Origin of the sequence: Tsukamurella paurometabola DSM 20162 (genome assembly GCF_000092225.1) — a bacterium.
GTDB classification, from domain to species: Bacteria; Actinomycetota; Actinomycetes; order Mycobacteriales; family Mycobacteriaceae; genus Tsukamurella; species Tsukamurella paurometabola.
The window spans coordinates 3,607,004-3,628,715 of sequence record NC_014158.1 but is presented as its reverse complement, the minus strand read 5'-3'; the positions used below and the strand labels follow the sequence as shown (position 1 = coordinate 3,628,715).

Annotated in this window: 23 protein-coding genes; 13 read left to right on the top strand and 10 right to left on the bottom strand. The window is 69.0% G+C overall.

The annotated features are described in order from the left end of the window. Window positions 1-36: 36 nt before the first annotated feature. The 5 genes from TPAU_RS17570 to TPAU_RS17550 are packed head-to-tail and all read left to right on the top strand — an operon-like array spanning window position 37 to window position 5,082. Complete coding sequence (locus TPAU_RS17570) at window positions 37-1,023, top strand: alpha/beta hydrolase (protein WP_013128091.1); 987 nt, start codon at window positions 37-39, stop codon at window positions 1,021-1,023. After that, window positions 1,023-1,880, top strand: a complete 858-nt coding sequence (locus TPAU_RS17565; protein ID WP_013128090.1) for an SDR family NAD(P)-dependent oxidoreductase — start codon at window positions 1,023-1,025, stop codon at window positions 1,878-1,880. The genes TPAU_RS17570 and TPAU_RS17565 overlap by 1 nt, the downstream gene beginning before the upstream one ends. Before the next feature lie 14 nt (window positions 1,881-1,894). Further along, window positions 1,895-2,818, top strand: coding sequence for a hypothetical protein (locus TPAU_RS17560; protein WP_013128089.1), 924 nt, complete (start codon window positions 1,895-1,897; stop codon window positions 2,816-2,818). Window positions 2,819-2,832: 14 nt separating this feature from the next. Next, the gene (locus tag TPAU_RS17555) at window positions 2,833-4,317 is read left to right on the top strand and encodes a flavin-containing monooxygenase (protein WP_013128088.1); all 1,485 of its coding nucleotides are present in this window, start codon (window positions 2,833-2,835) and stop codon (window positions 4,315-4,317) included. A gap of 9 nt (window positions 4,318-4,326) precedes the next feature. Further along, a complete protein-coding gene (locus TPAU_RS17550) occupies window positions 4,327-5,082 on the top strand; it encodes a MerR family transcriptional regulator (RefSeq protein WP_013128087.1) in 756 nt (251 codons plus the stop codon). A 3-nt stretch (window positions 5,083-5,085) separates the two neighbouring features. On the opposite strand, the gene TPAU_RS22025 is transcribed toward TPAU_RS17550, so the two are convergent. From TPAU_RS22025 to TPAU_RS17535, 3 genes are read right to left on the bottom strand one after another with little or no spacing between them, the layout of a single operon-like run. Continuing rightward, window positions 5,086-5,898 (bottom strand): CopD family protein, encoded by an 813-nt coding sequence (locus tag TPAU_RS22025; RefSeq protein WP_013128086.1) that lies wholly within the window; start codon window positions 5,896-5,898, stop codon window positions 5,086-5,088. Further along, complete coding sequence (locus TPAU_RS17540) at window positions 5,868-6,386, bottom strand: copper resistance CopC family protein (RefSeq protein WP_013128085.1); 519 nt, start codon at window positions 6,384-6,386, stop codon at window positions 5,868-5,870. Before TPAU_RS17540 ends, TPAU_RS22025 begins: the two co-directional genes overlap by 31 nt. Next, window positions 6,383-7,933: a multicopper oxidase family protein gene (locus tag TPAU_RS17535; RefSeq protein ID WP_013128084.1), complete on the bottom strand. Its 1,551-nt coding sequence runs from the start codon at window positions 7,931-7,933 to the stop codon at window positions 6,383-6,385. Before TPAU_RS17535 ends, TPAU_RS17540 begins: the two co-directional genes overlap by 4 nt. 124 nt (window positions 7,934-8,057) lie before the next feature. On the opposite strand from TPAU_RS17535, the gene TPAU_RS17530 reads away from it, so the two are divergent. Together TPAU_RS17530 and TPAU_RS17525 are read left to right on the top strand one after the other, a co-directional pair. Beyond that, window positions 8,058-9,188 carry a sensor histidine kinase gene (locus tag TPAU_RS17530; RefSeq protein WP_013128083.1) on the top strand — a complete coding sequence of 377 codons (1,131 nt, stop codon included), beginning with the start codon at window positions 8,058-8,060 and terminating at the stop codon, window positions 9,186-9,188. Further along, window positions 9,185-9,826: a response regulator gene (locus TPAU_RS17525; protein WP_013128082.1), complete on the top strand. Its 642-nt coding sequence runs from the start codon at window positions 9,185-9,187 to the stop codon at window positions 9,824-9,826. Before TPAU_RS17530 ends, TPAU_RS17525 begins: the two co-directional genes overlap by 4 nt. Here TPAU_RS17525 and TPAU_RS17520 read toward each other — a convergent pair. From TPAU_RS17520 to TPAU_RS17495, 6 genes are all read right to left on the bottom strand, one after another. Beyond that, window positions 9,817-10,524: a DUF305 domain-containing protein gene (locus TPAU_RS17520; RefSeq protein WP_013128081.1), complete on the bottom strand. Its 708-nt coding sequence runs from the start codon at window positions 10,522-10,524 to the stop codon at window positions 9,817-9,819. The two genes, TPAU_RS17525 and TPAU_RS17520, sit on opposite strands and share 10 nt — an antisense overlap. Next, window positions 10,521-12,104, bottom strand: a complete 1,584-nt coding sequence (locus tag TPAU_RS17515) for an LVIVD repeat-containing protein (RefSeq protein ID WP_013128080.1) — start codon at window positions 12,102-12,104, stop codon at window positions 10,521-10,523. The genes TPAU_RS17520 and TPAU_RS17515 overlap by 4 nt, the downstream gene beginning before the upstream one ends. A gap of 138 nt (window positions 12,105-12,242) precedes the next feature. Next, a complete protein-coding gene (locus TPAU_RS17510; RefSeq protein ID WP_013128079.1) occupies window positions 12,243-13,979 on the bottom strand; it encodes an MFS transporter in 1,737 nt (578 codons plus the stop codon). Window positions 13,980-14,059: 80 nt separating this feature from the next. After that, window positions 14,060-14,914: an acyl-[acyl-carrier-protein] thioesterase gene (locus TPAU_RS17505; RefSeq protein ID WP_013128078.1), complete on the bottom strand. Its 855-nt coding sequence runs from the start codon at window positions 14,912-14,914 to the stop codon at window positions 14,060-14,062. Window positions 14,915-14,924: 10 nt separating this feature from the next. Continuing rightward, window positions 14,925-15,347, bottom strand: a complete 423-nt coding sequence (locus TPAU_RS17500) for a PaaI family thioesterase (RefSeq protein ID WP_013128077.1) — start codon at window positions 15,345-15,347, stop codon at window positions 14,925-14,927. Window positions 15,348-15,428: 81 nt separating this feature from the next. After that, a complete protein-coding gene (locus tag TPAU_RS17495; protein ID WP_013127436.1) occupies window positions 15,429-16,640 on the bottom strand; it encodes an IS110 family RNA-guided transposase in 1,212 nt (403 codons plus the stop codon). 263 nt (window positions 16,641-16,903) lie between these two features. Between TPAU_RS17495 and TPAU_RS17490 the strand changes: the two genes are divergently transcribed. The 6 genes from TPAU_RS17490 to TPAU_RS17465 all read left to right on the top strand — a co-directional run bounded on the left by TPAU_RS17490 (window position 16,904) and on the right by TPAU_RS17465 (window position 21,099). Next, window positions 16,904-17,464, top strand: a complete 561-nt coding sequence (locus tag TPAU_RS17490) for a TetR/AcrR family transcriptional regulator (protein WP_013128076.1) — start codon at window positions 16,904-16,906, stop codon at window positions 17,462-17,464. Then, window positions 17,457-18,374, top strand: a complete 918-nt coding sequence (locus TPAU_RS17485) for an FAD-dependent oxidoreductase (protein ID WP_013128075.1) — start codon at window positions 17,457-17,459, stop codon at window positions 18,372-18,374. Before TPAU_RS17490 ends, TPAU_RS17485 begins: the two co-directional genes overlap by 8 nt. Window positions 18,375-18,405: 31 nt before the next feature. Next, window positions 18,406-18,684 (top strand): DUF2277 domain-containing protein, encoded by a 279-nt coding sequence (locus TPAU_RS17480; protein ID WP_013128074.1) that lies wholly within the window; start codon window positions 18,406-18,408, stop codon window positions 18,682-18,684. Window positions 18,685-18,784: 100 nt separating this feature from the next. After that, the gene (locus TPAU_RS17475) at window positions 18,785-19,756 is read left to right on the top strand and encodes an ABC transporter ATP-binding protein (RefSeq protein WP_013128073.1); all 972 of its coding nucleotides are present in this window, start codon (window positions 18,785-18,787) and stop codon (window positions 19,754-19,756) included. Next, window positions 19,753-20,529, top strand: a complete 777-nt coding sequence (locus TPAU_RS17470; protein ID WP_013128072.1) for an ABC transporter permease — start codon at window positions 19,753-19,755, stop codon at window positions 20,527-20,529. Before TPAU_RS17475 ends, TPAU_RS17470 begins: the two co-directional genes overlap by 4 nt. Before the next feature lie 36 nt (window positions 20,530-20,565). Next, window positions 20,566-21,099, top strand: coding sequence for a TetR/AcrR family transcriptional regulator (locus TPAU_RS17465; protein WP_013128071.1), 534 nt, complete (start codon window positions 20,566-20,568; stop codon window positions 21,097-21,099). Window positions 21,100-21,106: 7 nt separating this feature from the next. Here the strand turns inward: TPAU_RS17465 and TPAU_RS17460 are convergent, their stop codons facing one another. After that, on the bottom strand, window positions 21,107-21,673 hold the full coding sequence (locus TPAU_RS17460) for a TetR/AcrR family transcriptional regulator (protein WP_049825891.1): 567 nt from the start codon (window positions 21,671-21,673) through the stop codon (window positions 21,107-21,109). Between the last annotated feature and the right edge of the window lie 39 nt (window positions 21,674-21,712).

Sequence of the window (21,712 nt, the reverse complement as noted above, 5' to 3'; positions counted from 1 at the left end):
ATTGACAACTGGCACGGTTAGTGGTGGTCTAACGGCATGGACAAGGAAGTCGCGGCGCCACCGGTACCGTCCCGGGCCACGCGCCGCTCCGCGCTGACCGCCGTCGCCACCCGCTACGGATTGGGCGTGGTCAGTGGCCTGATCCCGATGAACCAGTCCGGCGTGTGGGTAGCTCGTGGGCTGGTCGCCGCGATCATGGGGGCCCTCGGCTCGAGCCCGCGGGGCACACGCGCCACCGCGGTCCGCACCCCGACGGTGCCCGGCGACTGGGTACTCGGGCCGGGCGTCCGATTCGGTCGGCGCGCCGTCTACTACATCCACGGCAGTGCCTATGCGATCTGCTCGGCGCGTACCCACCGCAGTCTCGCCGCTCGGCTCAGCGCCGTCACGGGCCTGCCGGTCTTCGTCGTGGACTACCGGCTCGCCCCCGAGCATCCGTTCCCCGCCGCGGCCGACGATATCGCGGCGGGCTTCGACTGGCTGCTCACTCAGGGCTACGCCGCCGGCGACATCGTGCTCGCCGGTGACTCCGCCGGCGGACACCTGGCGGTCGACCTCGTGGTGCAACGCGCCCGCGAGGAGGCGTCCCAACCCGCCGCCGTGGCCCTGTTCTCGCCGCTCATCGACCTGACCTTCGGGCTCGCCGCCGAGCAGGAGCGCACGCGCCGCGATCCCGCGATCACGGCGGCCGCGGCACGCCGCCTCGTCGACCTGTACACCGCAGGGATTCCCGATGATCACCCGCGTCTGCGCCTGGACCTCGCGTTCGCGGATCGTCTGCCGCCGTTCCTCATTCAGGCGGGCGGTGCGGAGATGCTCTCCGCTGACGCCCGGTACCTCGATCGCGAGCTCCGCGAGAACGGCGGCACCAGCACGCTCGAGATCTGGCCCGGTCTGATGCACGTCTTCCAGGCACTGCCCCGTCTTACACCCGAGGCCGACAACGCGCTGCTACGGGTGCGTGACTTCCTCGCCGCGACCGATCCCGTTGCGGCTGAAACCGACTCGAAGGCGGTCTCCTGATGTTCGGTATCGATCGCATCCTGCGCCGCCTGGTGCGCAATCCCGTCTCGGAGGACGCCCGCGCGGTGGTGACCGGCGCAGGCAGCGGCATCGGCCGCGCGTTCGCTGTGGAACTCACACGCCGCGGAGGCGAGGTGATTTGCGCCGACATCGACGAGACCCGGGCGAAGGAGACGGTGGCCCTGATCGCGACGAAGACCGGCCGGCCCGCGCACGCCGTGGCATGCGATGTCGCTGATCGTGCCCAGGTCGAATCGCTCGCGGTACTGGCACGCTCCGTGTTCGACGGTCCGCCCACCCTGGTCATCAACAACGCCGGAGTCGGCATCGGCGGCCGGGCCGTGGGCGAGATCGGTCTCGACGACTGGGACTGGGCCCTGGGCATCAACCTGTGGGGCGTGGTGCACGGCTGCGAGTTGTTCGCGCCGATGCTCCGCGAAGCCGGGCGCGGCGGCGTCATCAACGTTGCCTCCGCCGCCGGATTCGCCGCAGCACCGGCGATGGGCCCCTACAACGTATCCAAGGCGGGAGTCATGTCGCTCTCCGAGACCCTCGCCGCCGAACTCGCGGGCTCGGGTGTCAACGTGACCGTGCTCTGTCCCACCTTCGTCAAGACCAATGTAGCCAGGGACGGTCGCATCACTTCCGGCAGTAAGGATCTCGCCGGAAGACTCATGGAACTCACCGGGTTCTCTCCCGATTCCGTCGCCGCTCAGACCCTCGATGCCAACGACCTCGGACGTCTGTATGTGCTTCCGCAGTTCGACGCGAACGTGGTCTGGCACCTCAAGCGCCATTTCCCGGTCCCGTATGCGCGGGGCCTCGGACTGATCAACCGTTTCCTTCCCGCCTCCTGAAAGGACGACCCGCCATGGCCATGGACTTCGACACGATGCTGCAGATGATCAAGGACAAGCAGTGGGCGCTCGCCGACATCGACTGGGATGCGCCCGGTGCCGAGTTGATCGAGCCCGAGCTGCACGCCAAGCTCAAGCCCTTCCTCTCCGACCTGATGTGGATCGAGAACGTCGGAGCCCGCGGCTTCGCCGCGATGGCGAAGAAGGCGCCCACCCCCACGCTCAAGAGCATCTACGAGCACTTCCACGCGGAGGAGCAGAAGCACGCCAACGCGGAGCTGGCGCTCATGCGGCGCTGGGGCATGCTCGACGGCGACGAGATCCCGTCGCCGAACATCAACGTGCAGTTGGTGATCAACTGGCTCGATCAGCACTCGGACGGGATGTCGCTGTCCTTCCTCGGCACCGTGATCCCGATGCTGGAGGTGGCCCTCGACGGTGCGCTGATCAAATTCATCACCGACGAGGTGAAGGATCCGGTCGCGCAGGAGGTGTTCAAGCGGATCAACGCCGACGAGTCCCGGCACCTCGCCGTCGATTTCGAGGTAATGGACCTGCTGGGCCACGCCGACCTGCGCAAGCGTGCCATCGACTTCGTGGGCGGCTGGGTCAAGCCCTCCCTGCTCGTGGGCTTCCTCAGCTACGTGCCGCTGCTGAACAAGATGCGCGACAACATCGTCGACATGGGCGTCGACGAGGAGCGACTGTACGGCGCCATGCGGCGGTACAAGAACGTGGGCGAGCGCAGTGAATTCGTGCGCCGCCTGCCCATGTACCGGGTGGTGGCCTGGCACGGCGGTTGGGTGATCAACCGCTCCAACCGGCTCTATCACGTCCCGGCCGATGCGCTGGTCAAGGCCACCGCGCTGATCCCCTTCCCGCTGGTGCACCGCAAGCCCACCTGGTCGCAGGAACTGACCTACGAGCCCACCGCCTGACAAGGACCTCAGCCATGAGCATCTCCGTAGCCATCATCGGTGCCGGCTTCGCCGGGATCGGCGCCGCGATCCGCCTCCAGGACAAGGGCGTCGACGACTTCGTCCTGTTCGAACGCGACACCCGCGTGGGCGGCACCTGGCGCGACAACACCTACCCCGGTGCCGCCTGCGACATCCCGTCGCGCCTGTACTCGTACAGCTTCGCGCCGAATCCGGAGTGGTCGCACACCTACTCCGGCAGCGGCGAGATCCTCTCCTACATCGACACCATGGTCGAATCGGCGGGCCTGCGGTCACGGATCCGATTCGAGCACACGGTGACCGGCCTGGTGTACGACGCGGACGCGGGGGAGTGGACGATCTCCTTCGCCGACCGGGACCCGGTGCGCGCCCGCACCGTGATCGTCGCATCCGGCCCGCTCGCCAACGCCTCGTTCCCCGATATCCGCGGTATCGAGGACTACCAGGGTCACATGATCCACAGCGCCCGCTGGGACCACGACTACGACTTCGCCGGCAAGAAGGTCGCCGTCGTCGGCACCGGCGCGAGCGCCGTGCAGATCGTGCCCGAGGTGGTGAAAGAGGCGGCCTCGGTCAAGGTCTTCCAGCGCACGCCCGGTTGGGTCCTGCCCCGGATCAACACCGAGACCGGCGAATTCACCAAGCGGATCTACCGCAGCGTCCCCGGTGCCCAGCAGCTCGCCCGCGCCCTGTGGTTCTGGGGCCACGAATCGGTGGCGCTCGGCGTGGTCTGGAACACCCCGCTCACCCGCGTCGTCGAGGCCGTCAGCAAGCTGCACCTGCGGGCCCAGGTCAAGGACCCGTGGCTGCGGCGCCAGTTGACCCCCGACTTCGCCGCCGGATGCAAACGCCTGCTGATGACCAGCGACTACTACCCGGCCCTGCAGCGCGCCAACTGCAAGCTGGTGACCTGGCCGATCGCCCGGATCGCGCCGCAGGGGATCCGCACCGTCGAAGGGGTGGAGCACCGTTTCGACTGCATCGTCTTCGCCACCGGCTTCGACGTCTCCAAGGCCGGCACGCCGATCCCCATCACCGGCCTGGACGGCCGGGTGCTCGCCGACGAGTGGAGCGGCGGCGCCTACGCCCATCGCAGCGTCGCCGTCTCCGGATATCCCAACCTGTACTTCACCTTCGGCCCGAACTCCGGGCCCGGGCACAGCTCGGCCCTGGTGTACATGGAGGCGCAGATCGACTACATCACCGATGCCGTGTCCCAGTTGCTCACCGAGGACTGGAAGGCGCTCGACGTGCGCGCCGAGGTGCAGGACGCGTACAACCGCGACATCCAGCGCCGGCTCACCGCCACCACGTGGAACTCGGGCTGTCAGAGCTGGTACCTCACCGACGACGGCTTCAACGCCACCATGTTCCCCGGATTCGCCAGCCAGTACGTGCACCAATTGCGCCGCGTGGATCTGCGCGATTTCCGCATCCTGGTCCGCGAGGACGCCGAAGCGCCGGTGCCGGCCGGATAAACTGCAGGGATGACCGAGTACCGGATCGACGACCTGGCCCGCGTGTCCGGGACGACGACGCGCAACATCCGGGGCTACCAGGAACGCGGCCTGCTGCCCCAGCCGCTGCGGCGGGGCCGGGTCGCGATCTACACCGAGAAGCACCTGCGCAACCTGAAGGCCATCAACAAGCTGCTCAGCAGCGGGTTCACGCTCAAACACATCGCCACCTTCCTCACCAATCCCGGTGCCCGGATCGGTGATGCGCTGGAGCTCAACGAGATCCTCGACGAGCCCTGGTCGGCCACCGAGCGGCCGCTGCTGCGCCGCGACGAGTTGGAGGAACGGCTCGGGCCGCTCGACGACGCCGCGCTGGCCGGGCTGATCGCGGCGGGCATCGTCACCGAGACCGTGGAGGACGGCGTCTACGAGGCGGCCGATTCCCGGATCATCGGCAACCTGGGCCGCCTCGTGGACCGCGGCATGGAACTCGCGGTGCTGGCCGACGTGCACCAGCGGTTCGCGCAGAAGGTGACCGAGGCGGCCGAGGTCTTCATGACCGCGGCCCACGAGGAGGTGGACCGGCGGCGCGGCCCGGGCTGGTTGCCCGAGTCGGACGACGATGTGGCCTGGGCCGTCAGCCTTTTCGGCGCCATGCGCCGGGCGGGCACGGAGAACGCGCACGCCGCCCTCGACCGCGCTCTCGACGCCGCCCTCGACAGCGAGCTGCGGGCGCACCAGAACGCCGTCGATCACCGCGCCTCCACCGACGAGGCGGCGGGCTGAGCCTCACGCCGCGTAGCTGAGCGCGGCGGCCGCGACGGTCACCGTCGCGAGCGCCCCCGCCTCGGTACCGATCGAACGGCGGGTCCGCCGCACGGGCGTCGTCCCCGCTCGCACCGTGGTCACCCGGCGCTGCCACAGGCCCACCGCGAGCAGTGCCGCGAGGGCGCCCGCCTTCACCACCACCAGCACGAAGGCGGCGGAACCGGCCGCCGGGTGCCGGATCACGGCCGCCGCGCCGCCGCTGATCCCCAGCAGTGCGACCGCCGCGGGCGCCCACCGGCCGAACTCGCCCAGGGCCCGGGCCCATTCGTCCCGGCCGCGCAGCACGATCGGCATCGCGGCGAGGCCGCCGAACCACCAGGCCGCGGTGAGCACGTGCACCGTGACCACGGCCGCGCCGACGGCCGAGAGGCCGAGGTGCCCCGTCGCGGGACCGGCGGCCAGGCCGATCGCCGCCGCACCGACCGCGGCCCCGGCGGGGAGCCGGGAGCCGAGCACCCCGAGGAGCACCGCGACGGCGATGGTGACCGCGGTGGCGGGCACCGCGCGGATCTCGGCGACGAGCCCGGCCAGATCGACCCGCCACAGCGGCGCCCCGGTGCGGTCGGCGGCGGTCGCCACCAGGTTCAGGGCGGCGCACACCGCCCACGCCGCCGCGAGCCGGGGCATCGGCCCGGCGCTGCGCGACCGGCCGTCGGGCAGCCCGGCGAAGGCGCGGAGCACCAGCACACCGAGCAGGAGCATCCCGCTCAGATCGGCGGCCGCACGGAACCCGGCCGCGACGATCACGACGGCGAACGGTCGCGCCGGCGCCACCGCAGACCCGCCGCGACCGCTGCCGCCGCGAGGCCGACGGCGGCCGCGATGCCGAGCACCGGCGCGCCCCGATCCGGCTCGTCCGCGGGAGCCGCCGGACCCGCGCCGCCGTCGGCGGTGAGGGTGAAATAGGTGCTGCCGGAAACGGTGTGACCGTCGGCGGAGGTCACCCGGTAGCCGATGGTGTACTCACCGGCCGCACCGAGCCCCGTCAGGTCCGCACGCAGCGTCGTCCCGCTCACCACACCCGGCCCTGACGACCACACGTCGGCGGCGGCACCGGGGCCGGTGACCACCACCTCGCGGGCGCCGTCCTGGAGCGGCTCGTCGAATCGCAGCGTCACCGCGGACGGGGCCGCCGCGACGGTGGAACCGGTTGCGGGCGTGGCCTCGACGAGGGCGGCGTGCGCGGATGCGGACGGCAGCGCGAGGCTCATCTCGAAGGCGATCAGCAGGAGGGCGGCGAAGCCGCGGGCGAGGGATGTCATTTCATGTCTCCGTTCGGGTGGCCGGTGGTTCCGGCCGCGGTACGTGGGGAGGTGCCGTCGGCGGTGACCAGGAACTGGCCCATCATTCCGGCGTCCTCGTGGGTGAGCAGGTGGCAGTGGAACATGTAGGAGTACAGGGGATCCGAGTAGTCGGCGAAGCGCATCACCAGGGTGGCGCGATCGCCGGGAGCGAGGTACACGGTGTCCTTCCAGCCGCGGAGCGCGGGCGGCGGGGCGGAATCGTTGAACGAGGTCACCTGGAACTGCACGTCGTGCACGTGGAAGTTGTGCGGCCAGTTGTCCACGTTGCGCACCTCCCACGCCTCGGTGGCGCCCTCGCGTACCGCGAAGTCGATGCGGTTCATGTCCATCCGCAGGCGGTTGATCATGTGCCACTGCAGGTCGAACCGGCGGCGTTGCCCGGCGTCACCGGCCGCCAGGGGCGTGATCGCGGCGAGTGCCGCGGGCAACGGCGGCGAGGGACGTACCGCGCCGGAGCGCAGGGTGAGCACGTCGAGGGTGTCGTCGAATCCGAAGCGGGCGGCGATGTCCCGGTCGATGCGGCCGCGCTGGGCGGCGCCGGCCGGGAACGACCGGAGCACCACCGCATCGTCGGCGGCCATCTCGACCACGATCTCGGCGCGCTCGCCGGGGCTCAGGAAGATCCGGTCGAGCGGCAGCGGGCTGGGCAGCAGGCCACCGTCGGTGCCCACCAGGCTGAACCGCCGACCGTCGGAGAACCCCAGGTTGTAGCTGCGGCCCGACGATCCGTTGAGCAGCCGCAGCCGGATGCGGCTGCGCGGCGATGCGAGGTAGGCGCCCGCGATGCCGTTGGTGACGATCGTGGGACCCGTCATGCCCACGGCCTGCGTCAGGGTCTCGTCGAGCTGCCCGGCCGGGGTGAGCCGCCGGTCCTGGATCACCACCGGCACGTCGTCGACCCCGTACTCGGACGGCAGGCCGGAGGGCGCGGCACCGTCGAGCAGGAAGAAGCCGGACAGGCCGCGGTAGACGTGCCGTTCCGTGGTGCCGTGCGGATGCGGGTGGTACCAGAGCGTCGCCGGATCCTGGCGGACCGTCCACTCGGTGGTCCAGGTGGCGCCGGGCGCGATCGGCTGGTGCGGGCCGCCGTCGGCGCGCGCCGGCAGATGCATGCCGTGCCAGTGCACCGTGGTCTCCTCGGGCAGCGTGTTGTGCACCCGCACGCGCACCTTCTCCCCGTTCCGGGCGCGCAGGGTGGGGCCGAGGATCGCGCCGTTGAAGCCCCAGGTGCGGGTGGCGCGTCCCGGCGTGATCTCGGTGGTCCCGGCACCGGCGGTGAGCTCGAACAGCCGCGCGCCGTCGGCGTCGGTGCGCGACGGGGCGAGCGGCGGCACCGGCAGGGGACGCAACCCGTCGGCGGGCGGCGCGGTACCGGCGGGGGCCGCCGGGAAGCGCACCAGCGAGCACGCGCCGGCGAGCGCCGGAGCCGCGACCAACGCGGTGAGCAGTGATCGTCGCGTGACCGTTCGGCCTGCGGCGGAGGTGATCTCGTTCATGACCTCCATCGTCGGCCGCGGTGGGCCCTCGATTCCTCCGACCGCGGTACCGGCGCGGAGCGGTGATCTCCTCCCCGTGGCCCCTTGTGGACGGGTACGGGATCTGCTACCGAGCCGGTACGGTCGATTCGTGATGGACGCCATGGACGGGATCCGCCGGATGCGGTGGGTGCGCTGGGTGCCGCTGGTGGTGACCCCGGTGCTGCTGCTCGCCAGCACCTATCCAGAGCGGTTCCACGTGACCCCGCTGTACTGGGTGCTCTCGTTGCTCGCCGCGGCGATCTTCGCGGTCGGCGAGCGGTATCCGCTGGCCACCTCCCTCGCGGTGTCGGTGATCGGCGGTGTGCTGCTCACCCAGGAGGCGTGGGGGATGTCGGGCCTGGTCCCGTACCTCGCCGTGATCGCCCTGCTCGACCTCGCCGCCCGCGGCCGCGACGGTCGCGCCATCGCCCTCGGCGCCGTCGTCTGGGCCGGCGCGGTGACCGTGGACGCGCTCACCGACCCGTACGGCCGGTCGGGTCCGGCGCAACTCGCGGTCCAGTTGCTGGCGTACGTGGGGCTGCCGCTGGCCGCCGGGCTGTACCTGCGCAGCCGGATCCAGCTCGCCGAACAGGACCGCCGACGGATCGCCGCCGAGCTGACCGGCGCGCAGCAGACCGAGCGCGCGGCGCTCGCGCGCGAGCTGCACGACCTGGTGGCGCACCACATGGCGGCGATCATCATGCGGGTGGGGGTCGCCCGCACCCGCACCGCGGACGCCCAGTCGAAGGCGGTCCTCGACGACGTGCACGAGACGGCGTCCCAGGCGCTGGGCAACATCCGCAGCCTGCTGACCGCGATCCGGACCGATCAGGTCGGCTCGCCCACCGAGATCGACGATGTGCGCGGCGAACTGCGCGACGCGGTGCAACGCACCCGCGCAGCGGGATTCGCGGTGACCGACTCCGTCGACCTGTCCGGCGAAGCGCTGGACGCGATCGGCTCGCTCACCCTCGTCCGCGTGACCCAGGAGGCACTGACCAACGTGATGAAACACGCCGCCCCCGGCACCGCCGTATCGCTGACGGTCGCGCAGACGCCCACCGAGGTGATCGCCCGGATCCACAGCGACCTGCCTGAGCCGCACGGGAACCGCGGTGCGGGACACGGTCTCGACGGCATGGCCGAGCGGGCCAGGCTGGCCGGCGGCATCCTCGACGCGGGTCCGGTGGACGGCGGCTGGTCGGTCCGGCTGGTCGTACCGACCCGGGAGGCACGACAGTGATCCGGGTGCTGATCGTCGACGACCAGCGGTTGATCCGCGACAGCCTGCGCATGCTCTTCGACGGCGTGGACGACTTCGAGGTGGTGGGCGAGGCGCGCGACGGGCAGCAAGCCGGAGACGAGTTCGCCCGCACCCTGCCGGATCTGGTGCTGATGGACCTGCGGATGCCCGGCGCCGACGGGATCGTGGGGATCGAGCGGATCAAGGCGCAGGACCCGGATGCGGCCGTCGTGGTACTCACCACCTTCGACGACGACGATCATCTGTATCCCGCGCTGCGGGCCGGGGCCGCGGGCTTCCTCGCCAAGGACATCGCCCCCGAGGACCTGCTGGACGCGGTGCGCCGCACCCTGGCCGGCGACGTTCCGCTCTCGCCCGCCACCGTCAAACGACTGATCGGTCAGGCGCTGGTGGCCCGCACGGATGCGCCGGCGCCGGCCGCCGCTCCGGCCGAGTACTCGTTGACCGCCCGCGAGCGCGAGGTGCTCGCGCTGATCGGGCAGGGCCTGTCGAACGCCGAGATCGCCGCCGAGCTGCACCTGGCGGTGACCACGGTGAAGTCACACGTGACCAACCTGCTGGCGAAGACCGATTCCAGCACCAGGTTGCAGCTGGCCCTGCTCGCCGCTCACGGGTAGGGCAGCGTCGCGGCGCCGCGCGCGGTGAGCTGCATTGCCATCATCTGCACCTCTTCGGTCTGCTCCTTGACCATCGACATCGCGCGCTGGCGCACCGTGGGGGAGGCGCTGCTCTGCTGCACCGCACCGGCCATATCGATGCCGCCCTGGTGGTGGCGCGTCATCAGCTGCAGGAACAGGGTCTCCTGGGGCGCTCCGGTGGCATTGGCCAGCGCGGTGAGCTCCTCGCTCGACGCCATCCCGGGCATGCTGCTCGTACCCGGCATCTGATGCCTGGACGGCATAGCTGCCATATCGTGGCCGCCCGCGCTGGGGGCCGCGCTCGCCGGGGTCTCCGACATCCATGCCATGGGGTTCTGGTTCTGGATCGGCTGGCCGAGGATCTCCAACCAGCCCATGAGGATTCCCGACTCCCGGGACTGGGACTCCTTGATCTGCTGCGCGATGCCGCGGATATCGGGCGCGAGATCGGGGCGCAGCAGTTCGATCATCTGGGTGGCCTGCTGATGGTGCATCAGCATGTCCTGGGCGAAGCCGATATCGGCGGCGCTGAGCTGCTGCGGGCTGCCCGGGGCCTGCGGTGCGGGCCCCGGATCGCGCGTGGTGGAGGTGCCGATCGCGTAGCCGATCAGGGCCGCCACGATCGCCGCGGCCACGACGACGGCCACGCGCCGTGCGGACGGGGAGAGTGAGTTCATTGCGGGGAGTAGGCCTTCGGGTCGATGCGCAGCCGCATGAAGCCGTTGTCCATGCAGCTGACCATAAGATCGTTGCCGCGGAACTCCGGGGGCGACATGCACCAGTCCGCCGAGAGGTCGGCCCCCAGCAGGCGGCTCTGATCGTTGATGATCCCGTTCACGGGCGCCTGGCCCTGCAGGATCGACCGGGCGATCTGCAGCGTGTTCAGGATCGGCGGCGCCACGATCGAGCCGAGCAGCGCGTGCGTGGAGTTCGGCAGCTGCAGATTCTTTCCGGTCTGCGCGGGCGGGTTGAAGTAGGCGATCTCGCGGATCCTGTCGGGATCACGGATGTCGAAGACCCGGATACCGGATTGGATCCAGCCGCACGCCATGGCGGTGGGATCGTCGGGGCGGTCGATGGTGCAGTAGTGCGCGTCGTAGCCGAAGACGCCGTTCGAGGTGGCGCTCTGCGCCCACCGGTTCGCGTTCTTCGGGAGGTTGATCTCGAGCTTGATCTGGTTGCGCAGCTTCAGGTTCGACAGGTCGCTCAGGCTCAGGAGTTTGACGCCGCCGGAGCCGGCCTCGTCGACGACGTAGGCATAGGGTTTGCCGCCGTAGCTCGCGTAGATGGTGTGCTGGGTGATGATCCCGTCCAACCAGAACTGGCGCCCCACGTGCGGCACCGGCGCGGTGACCACGGTGCGGGGCTTGCGGTCCTGGATCGCCGAGACGTCGATCACGGTGATCCCGGCGACGGTGGAGGCGTACAGCTGGCGGCCGTCCGGGGAGAAGCCGACGCCGTGACCGAAGATGCCGGTGATGCCCGACCACACCACCATCGGGTTGGCGGGGTCGGTGATGTCGACGGCGCTGAGGTGACCGGCGACGGGGCCCGAAGCCCAGTAGGTCTTGCCGTCGGGGGAGAAATCGCCCTCGTGCGTGGTGATCGGGATGGGCATCCCCAATGCCGTCCCGGCACCGGGATTGAGCAGACGGGGTTTGGTGCAGTCCTGGGAGATGTCGTAGATCGCCATGTACCCGAACCCCGCGAGCAGCGGTACCGACGTGCCCACCAGCAGTCCGCGCTTCGCGTTGACCTTGAGCGACTCCCACGTGCCGGTGACCACGCCGAGCTCGTTGAGGACGGCCGTCTGCCGCGGATTCTTCGGATCGGAATTGTCGATCACCCGCACCCCCGGCCCGCTGCTCCCGGCGAAGTTCGTGGGGAAGGTGGTGGAGATGTAGGAGCAGTTCTTGTAACTCGGGCTGACGATGCCGGCACCGTCGCCCTGATACCGGCCGACCAGGTCGATGTTGCAGTTGTACCCCTGGGTGCTGCGACCGCTCTTGCGGTCCTCCAGCGGCACGTCGCCCTGGATGCCCTTCTCGGCGCGGTCGCCGGGGCGGCAGTCGGCCTTGGGGACGGACTTGTCCCACACATCGACCCACTGGTTGTAGCCCTGCGGCGCGGCCTGCGCCTGCGGCCCGACGGCCAGCAGCGGCAGGAGCAGGATCGCGATCAGCGCGAACCGGAGCGCGCCCCGTCGCGCGTTCGGGCGGGTGGATGCGGATCGTCGCCCCCGAGTAGCACCGTGCATGCGTCTCCATCGTCCCCAGTCCGTGCACGCCATCACCTGTGGCCGGGAGTGAGATTACGGCGCTGGGGGTTGGCTTTGGGGCGAACCGCAAAACTTCTTACTGAGGAGTCAGTTTCATCGCGGGGCGTCGTGCGCGGTTCAGTACAGGGCCTCGGTGTCGACCTCGTCGGCCTCCGCGGCGAGGGTCTCGGCGTCGGGCGCACCGTCGGGCTTCTCCCGGCCGGTGAGCAGCGACGCGACTGCGCCGATCAGGCAGACGACCGCCGCGAACGAGAAGGCGAGCTCGAGGCCCGACCGGAACGATTCGGAGATCAGGTGGGGGAAGAACTGCAAGCCGGTCAGGTGCTGGGACTGCTCGGCGGTCAGGTTGAGTTGAGCGAGGTGCGGGCCGAGCAGCTGCTGGATCGGGTTGTAGCCCAGGAAGGCTGCGAACAACACCGCGACCGGAGGTAGTGCGGCGATCTCGCTCGCGTACTGCGCGGGCACGCCGTTCGCCTGGAGCCCCGTCGACATGGCACCCGGCAGCGACCCCGCGAGCCCGCCGATCATCAGCGAGAAGAACAGGCCGATCGAGAGCACCATGGCCGCGTTCTGGAACGTGGTCATCATTCCCGATCCCGAGCCGCGCGACGTGGCGGGTAGCGAGTTCATCACCACGGCGCGGTTGGGTGAGCCGAACATCCCCATGCCGATCCCGTTGACGAAGAGGATCAGGGCGAACGCCCAGTACGGGAAGTCGACCGGCAGCGCGATCAGCGCGAGGAATGTGAGTGCGGTGATGAGCAGACCCGCAGCGCTCAGTGACCGTCCGCCGATCCGGTCCGACAGGGCGCCCGCGGCGGGGGCGGAGAGGAGGAACCCGACGGTGAGCGGGACCATGTAGATACCCGCCCACAGCGGGGTCTGCGTGTAGTCGTAACCGTGCTGTGGCAGCCAGATTCCCTGCAGCCAGATGATCAGCATGAACTGCAGACCGCCGCGGCCCAACGATCCGCACAGGTTCGCGACGTTGCCCCACAGGAAGTCCTTGCTGCGGAACAGGTGCAGGTCGAACAGTGGAGCCGGCACGCGTAGTTCGATGTAGCAGAACACCGCCAGCACCGCGGCACCGCCGATCAGGCAGGACAGGACGAACGGCGAACCCCATCCCATCGCGTCACCGCCGTAGGGCTGGATGCCGTAGGTGATGCCCACCAGCACCGCGATCAGTCCGACCGCGAAAGTGGTGTTGCCCCACCAGTCCATGGTGGCGGGGACTCGTTCGCCGCGATCCTCGAGCTTGAGATACGCCCAGATCGTGCCGACCACGCCGAACGGCACCGACACCAGGAACACCAGGTGCCAGTTGACGGGCGCCAGGACGCCGCCGATCACCAGGCCGAGGAACGAGCCGGCGATCGCCGCGACGCCGTTGATGCCGAGCGCGAGACCGCGCTGATTCTGCGGGAAGGCGTCGGTGAGGATGGCCGAACTGTTGGCCATGAGGAAGGCGCCGCCCACACCCTGCACCACGCGCCAGGCGATCAGCCAGAGTGCGGCGGCGGGGCCGTCGAACCAGGTGACCGCCAGGAATATCGACGAGACGGTGAAGATGGCGAAGCCCATGTTGTACATGCGGGCGCGGCCGAACATGTCGCCGAGTCGGCCGAAGGCCACCACCAGCACTGCGGTGACCACGAGGAAACCCATCATCATCCACAACAGATAGCTGGTGTTGCCCGGTTCCAGCGGGTTGAGGTGGATGCCCTTGAAAATGTCCGGCAGCGCGATCAGCACGATGGAACTGTTGATCGTGGCGATCAGCATGCCCAGGGTGGTGTTGGAGAGCGCGATCCACTTGTAGCCGTCGCGGGTGTCGATATCGCGGAACGCCAAGACTGAGTCCTTAAATTAGAAGAACTTATTTTCTTGGCCAGTCTAGGGATCGCCCCGCATGCCGTCTCGGCGGACCCGGGTCAGGTGCGCCATTCGACCTTTTCGACCTGTTTCGGCGGGAAGGGGGCCGGTGGCCCGAAGGGCTCGCCCGGGAGGGGGATCACCGAAATCGCTGCCGCGGGCTTCGGGTCGGGCACGCCGTCGGTGTTCAGGCGGAACAGCCATTGACGGTAGCCCTGCTCGTCGCGGCGGCTGCGCACCTGTACCCGCGAGCCGAGAGGCAGTGGCGCCAGGTACTCGATGATCGCCCGATGCGGGGCCAGCAGGATCGGATCGCCGTCGAGGTCGTCCTCCACCAACTGCCAGTACGAGGCGTTGTTCAGGTGCTGGAACGGATCGTAATCGGTGGCCCGGAGTGCGACCTCACGATCGGTGTCCGACGGCACCGGTGGCGCCTCGGTGTTGAGCGCCTTCCATCGCAGCCTGGTCTCCGCGACGTGCTTGCTCAGATACTCCATGCCGCCGTCGCTGATGTGCGTGGGCATTCCGGTATCGGCGTTGAACCGGATCCAGAAACTCTCCGTCTCCACATGCCCGCCTGCAGTGTCGCGCAGGGAGATCCGCATATTGCACCAGCGCGAGCTGGTCGACTCGCACCACCGGGTCAGCGTCACATCGGCCGGCCAGGTGAGCGGGGCCACCACATCGATGATGGTGCGCCGCACCAGCCAGTAAGGGTCGGTGGTCTCGAAGCCGCGATGAAACATCTCGTCGTTCGCCATGTCCTGCAGATAGCGAGCGACACCGTCGAGCCGCACCCGGCGCTCGGGATTCACATCGCCCGTGCGCACCGGCCAGGTCCGGGTGAACGACGGTCCGGGCGGTGCGTCCTGGAGAAACGTGTAGTCCGACGGTGTCGCGGCAGGCTTCGTCACCCGGCCGACCCTAGTCCTCCCGGGACGATTCCGGGGTGCGACGCCGCGTGATCAACAGTTGCGAGGTGCGCGCGCACAGCACACCGGCGGCGTCGGTCACCGTGACCTCCACGCTGAGCACCGTGCGCCCCAGTTTGAGCGGCTGGGCGACGGCGTTCGCCGTGCGATCGAGCACGGGGCTCAGGAAATGCGTGTGCGACTCCACCGTGGTCCAATCGCTGCCGTCCGGGAGGTTGAGGCCGACGAGCACGGCCGCAGCCAGGTCGCACAGGCTCATGATGGCGCCGCCGTGCAAGCCACCGCCCATTGTGGACAGTGGCGGTGCGAGATCGAGTTCGGCGCGGACCTCCGCGGTGTCGATCGCGGGGAACCTCACTCCCAAGGTGCGTGCGAACGGTGCCATCGCAAAGATGTCGTCGTCGGTCAATCGCATGGTGGTGCTCCGTTCTCTTCAATTCCTAGAACGATCGTGACAGAAATGGCAGGATGCGGGAAAGGATTCTCAATGAAGCTGTCAAGCAGCCGAGGCCGTGATTTGCGGTGCGGTGGGCTGCCAGGTGCGGTTGTCGCGGATGAGGGCGTAGAGAACGTTGACGCGCTTTCGGGCCAGGCAGATCGTCGCGGGAATGTGTTTCTTTCCCTGGGACCGTTTGCGTTGGTAGTAGGCCCGGGATTCGGGGTCGCAGCGGGTGGCGGTGACCGCGGACATGTACATCACTCGTCGCAGTCCGCGGTGATAGCGCTTGGGGGTGCACAGCCTGCCGGTGCGCTTGCCGGAGTCCTTGGAAACCGGGGCCAGGCCGGCCCACGCCGCGAGGTGATCAGCGGAGACGATTCGGCTGGGATCTCCGACGGCAGCGAGGAATTCAGCACCGAGACGAAAGCCCATGCCGGGCAGGCTCACGATCGCTTCGGCCAGAGGGTGTCGGCGAAATCGCTCCTCGATGGCGGCATCGACGTTCTTAATCCGCGTATCGAGGTCGATCACCCCCTGCGCGAGCTCAGCAACCAGCGCGGCGGCGACATCCTCCCCGGGCAGTGCCACGGTTTGCGCTTTCGCCGCCTCGACTGCAGCTTCGGCGATCTTGCCGGCGTTACGCACACCAGCGTCGGAGAGCATGCGGGTCAGCCTTACGACACCAGTTCGGCGCAGCACTTTCGGGCGCTGGTAGCGGGCCAGCAGCCTCACCCAGCCACGGTCGGCAGTCGGTTCCGCGGCGCGCTCGAGCGCGGGACTTACCGAGACCAGCTGCTGACGCAGCCGGTTGATCGTGCGGGTGCGGTCCGCGACCAAATCCGACCGGTGGGCGGTGAGCATCGCCAGCTCCGTGACCAGGCCATCAGCCGGAGTCAGCAGTGGCAGATCATCACCACGCATCCGTCCCTGATCAGCGATGACGCGGGCGTCTTTGGCATCGCTCTTCGCTTCGCCGCCGCGGTAAACCACCGATGCCTGCCACACCGCGCGGCCGGTCAGGTACCGCACCGAGTGCCCTGCGGCGGCGAGCATCGTCAACAACAACGTCGCATAGGGGCTGATCAAGTCCACAGTCCACGACACCGTTCCGCCGCGGCCATCAACCTCGGCGATCACCGTGGCGATCGCAGCTTCGTCGTTGACCACCTTGCGGGAGGAGACCACCTTGCCGGCGTCATCACAGACCGCGACCCAGTGGAACTCCTTGCCGACGTCAACTCCCACCCACCATCGATCCGGACCGGCCATCTCTGCGCTCCTATTCGCTTGTCTACCAGTGAGAACCCGATGGACAACCTCGCCAGCATTTCCTTAAACAAGCGATCACTCGCAGATCTCAATCAGCGGCCCGAGGACGTCCAGGCAGGCCGGGCGGCCAATCCTTTCAAGCCGCACCACGACAGGCCGGCAAAGCAGCAACGGCCACACCCGGCCCACCCGGGCTACAGCCGAACGTAATTCATCACGAATCAACTGCACCTACAAACTTAAGGAATCCGCAAGGAGGTTCGATGGGTCGGCCCGTGGATCACGCGCGTCGCGCACAGCTGCTCGACGCCGCTGTCGATGTGGTTGTCGCGCACGGTCTCGCGGACCTTTCGTTGCGCCCGCTCGCCGCCTCGCTCGGGGTATCCACCAGCACACTCACCCACCATTTCGGTTCGAAGGAACAGCTGGTGCAGGCAGTACTCGACCGGATCCGGAATCGCTTGAGCCTGGACGTGATCGACGGTGAGCCCGGACTCCCCGCCGCATTCCGGCGGGTGTGGCGGTACGGATCGGCCCCGGAGAACGAGGCCTACTTCCGCACCTTCTACGCCGCCTATGGACAGGCATTGCAGCACCCGGACCGATTCGACGACTTCCTGGGCCACGTGGTCGATGACTGGCGGATCGCCCTCGCCGCCGCGGCCCGTCGTGCGCCCGGCGACACCGCGATCACCTTGGCGATCGCCACCTTCCGCGGCCTTCTCCTGGACTTGCTGACCACCGGCGACCGGGAACGCGTGTGTGAGGCCGCCGATCGCTACGCCGCGACACTGCCGCTGTGCGAGACTGACCGGCGTGTCTGATGTGACGGTGGTGGGCGCCGGTGTGATCGGGTTGTCCTGTGCGGTGCGGTTGTTGGAAGCCGGGCATACCGTACGGGTATACGGCCGCGACCTCGCCCCCGACCTCACCTCCGCCGTTGCTGCGGCGGTCTGGGAGCCCTACCTCGTCGAACCGCGCGACCGGGTCGCCGGCTGGTCGGCCGCCGCGCTCGCCGAGTTCACCTCCCTCGCCGAGCGCGGAGCCGACGGCGTGGTGATGACATCCGGCACTGAGATCTTCCGGCAGCCGGTGGGAGAGCCGTGGTGGAGCGTTGCGGTTCCCGAGGTGCACCGGGTCGCCGAGCCCCGCCCCGGCTACGCGGAGGGCTGGAGCTTCGTCGCGCCCGTGATCGAGATGCCGATCTACCTGCCGTGGCTCGCCGGGCGGGTGTGTGAGCTGGGCGGCACCGTCGAACAGCGGACCGTGACTTCGCTCGACGACCTCGACGGGCCGATCGTCAACGCCACCGGTCTCGGCGCCCGTGATCTCGTGGGCGACGCGTCGATGGAAGCCGTACGTGGGCAGGTCGTCTATCTCGAACAGATCGGACTGGACCGCTGGTGGATCGACGACTCCTCTCTCGACTCCGGCGTGACCACCTACGTCATCCCGCGCAGCCGCGACATCGTGGTCGGCGGCACCGAGGACCACGGTGCCGAAGACCTGACCGTCGACCCGGTGACCGCCGAGGCCATCGTCGAGCGCGCCCGCACCCTTGTTCCCGAACTCGCCGGGGCGCGGGTGATCGGGCACAACATCGGCTTGCGCCCGGCTCGGCCGACGGTCCGCCTCGAACGCGTGGGCGAGGTGGTCCACTGCTACGGCCACGGCGGCGCCGGCGTCACCCTGAGCTGGGGTTGTGCCGACGAGGTGACGGCACTGATCGGCTGACGCGCGGCCGCGCCGGGACTACCGTCGAGGTATGTGCCGGAACATCACTGAACTGCGGGGACTCGAACCCGCCGCCACCGACGAGGAGATCGAGGCCGCCGCGCGGCAGTACGTGCGCAAGGTCTCGGGCGTGCAGAAGGTGAGCGATGCCAATCGCGAGGCCTTCGAGAAGGCCGTCGCGAAGGTCACCGCCGCCACGGAGGAACTGCTCGACGCGCTGCCCGCACGGCGCCAGCCGCCCAAGACGGTGCCGCCGCTGCGCCGCCCCGAGGTACAGGCGCGCATCGCGGCCCGCGCCGCCGGGGCCTGACGCATCGGAGTTGCGGGTGAGCGGTGGCGCCGCGTTCTCCACCCGGATCTCCACCCGGCGATGGAGGTGCGGGCGTCGCTGACCGCCCAGAATCACTTCCATGACCAGTGCCTACAGTGCCTTCGCCGGTGTCGCTTCCGGCGTGGCAGCCCTCGACATCCGTGGACTCACCAAGGGATTCACCACGACCGGCGGCGAGCGATTCCTCGCTGTCGACGGCATCGACCTCACCGTCCAGCCCGGAGAGGTGGTGGCCTTCCTCGGCCCCAACGGCGCTGGAAAGAGCACCACAATCGATATGATCCTCGGTCTGACCCGGCCCGACGCCGGTCGCGTGCAGGTCCTCGGGCTCACGCCCGAGGACGCAGTCCGGTCCGGCCGCGTGGCCGCCGTGATGCAGTCCGGTGGGCTGCTTCCCGCTCTCACCGTGCAAGCCACCGTCGACGTGATCGCCTCACTGTTCCCCGGCGCCGATTCCGAAGAAGTGATCCGCCGCGCCGGCCTCGATGAGGTGCGGCAGCGCACGGTGTCGACGTGCTCCGGTGGCCAGCAGCAGAGCCTGCGATTCGCGCTCGCATTGCTCTCGGACCCCGATCTGCTGATTCTCGACGAGCCCACCGCCGGTATGGATGTCGATGCTCGCCGCCGGTTCTGGGCCGATGTGCGAGCCGACGCCGCGCGGGGTACCACGGTGCTCTTCGCCACCCACTACCTCGACGAGGCGGACCACTTCGCCGATCGCGTCGTGATGGTGGCCCGGGGCCGTGTCGTCGCCGACGGCACCACCGCCGAGGTCCGCGCCCGTACCTCGGGGCGGGCCGTCTCGGCGGTCGTCTCGCGCGCCGGTGCCGATGCCGCGCTGCACACCGTGCCCGGCACACGAATAGTCGAAATCCGAGGCGACCGTACGGTGTTCGCCACACACCGACACGGCTCCCCGGGAAAGGCATCGTCGGACGATCTGGTGCGTTTCCTTCTCACCCGGACCGATGCGCGCGAACTCGAGGCGGTGAGCCTCGGCCTCGAAGAGGTCTTCGTTCAGCTCACCGCCGACGGAGAGGTAGCCCGATGACCGCCGATCACGCGGCACGTACCGGCCTCAACGCCCGATTCCTGCAGTTGGAGGTCCGCCGCCTGCTGCGGAACCGGCAGACTCTGATTTTCACCCTTGCCCTGCCCGCCGTGCTCTACCTGGCGCTGTATAAGCAGCGCTCCGGATTCGACGCGCAACTCGCGCACGGCGACTTCGCCGCCTGGATGATGATCGGCATGGCGGTCTACGGCGCCGCGGCCGCCGGTACCACGACCGCGGCGGCGGTCTCCGTCGAGCGCTCGGTGGGCTGGATGCGCACGCTGCGCCTGACTCCGTTGCGTCCCGAGGCGTACATCGCCACCAAGATCGTCAGCTCGATGGCGGTGGCCGCGCTACCGGTGATCGTGGTCGCAGTAGTGGGCGCCGCGACCGGGGCGCATGCGCAGCCGCAGGTGTGGGTGCTGTCGCTGCTGGCGGCGTGGATCGGCTCGGCGGTCTTCGCCGCGCTCGGCCTGGCGCTCGGTCTCGCCTTCAAGCCCGAGATCGTGCTGCACATGCCGGGTCTGCTGATGACGGCGCTGGCCCTCGCCGGAAACCTGTTCCTCCCGCTGTCGGGTGCCGCGCTCGCGTTCGCGAAGCTCACGCCGATGTACGGGGTGGCGACCCTGGCCAGGTACCCGCTCAACGAGGGCGCGCAGTTCTCGGGCGAGCACGTCTCCCTCCTGGGAGCGATCGCCAACGTCGCGGTGTGGCTGGCGATCTTCGGCGCCGCGGCGGTGGTGTTCTACCGGAGGGGCGGGGGCAGGCAGTAGAGGTCGATTGCACACCCTGCGGGATATACTTGGTGCGTGCCACGAAATGTCGATGCATCTCAACGTCGCGCTGAGATCGACCAGATCGTTTGGGAGATCATCGCCGATGAAGGGATCGCGGCGGTCACGCTCCGGTCGATCGCCAATCACGGTGGAATTTCGATGGGACGGGTACAACATTACTTTCGTTCGCGTGACGAGATTCTGCGGCATTCTCTGGAATCCTTGATCAGGCTCGCCCAGGATACGCTCACCGAATCGTCGTCTCCGCGTGATTCGCTCAACCGCCTCCTCACCCACGCGATTCCTCGTTCGGAAGCGGAAAGGCGGGGATCGAAGGTCTGGTACACGTATCTCGCCGAGGCCATCACGGACCCGTCCATCAGTGCGATCGTGAACACCGTCCTACAGGGCACGGAGGATCACGCGACCGCCCTGCTCGACGGCGATCGGATCCGCGCCCGCACCGTGCTCGCGGCCGCGGACGGGATCGCCTACCGCACGCTGGTGGGGCAGTTGACCCCGGCGCAGGCCGAGGATGCCATCGAGGCCCTGATCGGTCCCGCGTAGGCCGCTGCTACGGGCTCGGACGCGGCGCATCGGTGTCGAGCGCCCGGCCGTCAGCGGTCGAGCGCGTGAAGAAGAGCAGTGTTGCCGTACAGGCGTCGAGGGCGAACGTGGGGTCGGCGTGCGATTCATTGATCAGCGCATCCACGACGCCCCCGAGGGCGACTGCGTGCGCTCGGGGGTCGATCGACGGCGAATACTGGCCACTCTTCTGGGCCTGGGTGATCAGTTCCGCCAAGGGGCCCCAGCGGCCGGCGCTGTTGCGCGACACCCCTACCCCCGAATCCGAGACCTCGAGCCACCGCACGAGGAACCGAGCGCGTTCCGGACTCGTTGCGAAGTACCCCACCATCGAGGTGACGTACGCCTCCACCGCATCCGCGGGCGAACTCGCGGCCGCGACGGCTTTCCCGACGCTACCGGTCAGATCGGCGAGGACGGTGTCATAGGCCGCGCTCACCAGTTCGTTCTTGTTGGAGAAATGGTAGAGAACGGTCGCCTTGGAGATCGATGCCGCATCCGCGATTCGTTGCAAGGAGGTGTACGCGTATCCGTGTTCGGCGATCAAACTGATCACCGTCTGGATGATTTGTTCCTGGCGCGGTATTGAATCCGG

Coding starts and splice junctions, on each gene's coding strand:
- TPAU_RS17475 (WP_013128073.1), top strand. CDS start 18,785: ATGACCAGTGCCTACAGTGCCTTCGCCGGTGTCGCTTCCGGCGTGGCA.
- TPAU_RS17560 (WP_013128089.1), top strand. CDS start 1,895: ATGGCCATGGACTTCGACACGATGCTGCAGATGATCAAGGACAAGCAG.
- TPAU_RS17500 (WP_013128077.1), bottom strand. CDS start 15,347: ATGCGATTGACCGACGACGACATCTTTGCGATGGCACCGTTCGCACGC.
- TPAU_RS17470 (WP_013128072.1), top strand. CDS start 19,753: ATGACCGCCGATCACGCGGCACGTACCGGCCTCAACGCCCGATTCCTG.
- TPAU_RS17565 (WP_013128090.1), top strand. CDS start 1,023: ATGTTCGGTATCGATCGCATCCTGCGCCGCCTGGTGCGCAATCCCGTC.
- TPAU_RS17535 (WP_013128084.1), bottom strand. CDS start 7,933: ATGGAGGTCATGAACGAGATCACCTCCGCCGCAGGCCGAACGGTCACG.
- TPAU_RS17495 (WP_013127436.1), bottom strand. CDS start 16,640: ATGGCCGGTCCGGATCGATGGTGGGTGGGAGTTGACGTCGGCAAGGAG.
- TPAU_RS17480 (WP_013128074.1), top strand. CDS start 18,406: ATGTGCCGGAACATCACTGAACTGCGGGGACTCGAACCCGCCGCCACC.
- TPAU_RS17530 (WP_013128083.1), top strand. CDS start 8,058: ATGGACGCCATGGACGGGATCCGCCGGATGCGGTGGGTGCGCTGGGTG.
- TPAU_RS17550 (WP_013128087.1), top strand. CDS start 4,327: ATGACCGAGTACCGGATCGACGACCTGGCCCGCGTGTCCGGGACGACG.
- TPAU_RS17555 (WP_013128088.1), top strand. CDS start 2,833: ATGAGCATCTCCGTAGCCATCATCGGTGCCGGCTTCGCCGGGATCGGC.
- TPAU_RS17570 (WP_013128091.1), top strand. CDS start 37: ATGGACAAGGAAGTCGCGGCGCCACCGGTACCGTCCCGGGCCACGCGC.
- TPAU_RS17490 (WP_013128076.1), top strand. CDS start 16,904: ATGGGTCGGCCCGTGGATCACGCGCGTCGCGCACAGCTGCTCGACGCC.
- TPAU_RS17540 (WP_013128085.1), bottom strand. CDS start 6,386: ATGACATCCCTCGCCCGCGGCTTCGCCGCCCTCCTGCTGATCGCCTTC.
- TPAU_RS17515 (WP_013128080.1), bottom strand. CDS start 12,104: ATGCACGGTGCTACTCGGGGGCGACGATCCGCATCCACCCGCCCGAAC.
- TPAU_RS17520 (WP_013128081.1), bottom strand. CDS start 10,524: ATGAACTCACTCTCCCCGTCCGCACGGCGCGTGGCCGTCGTCGTGGCC.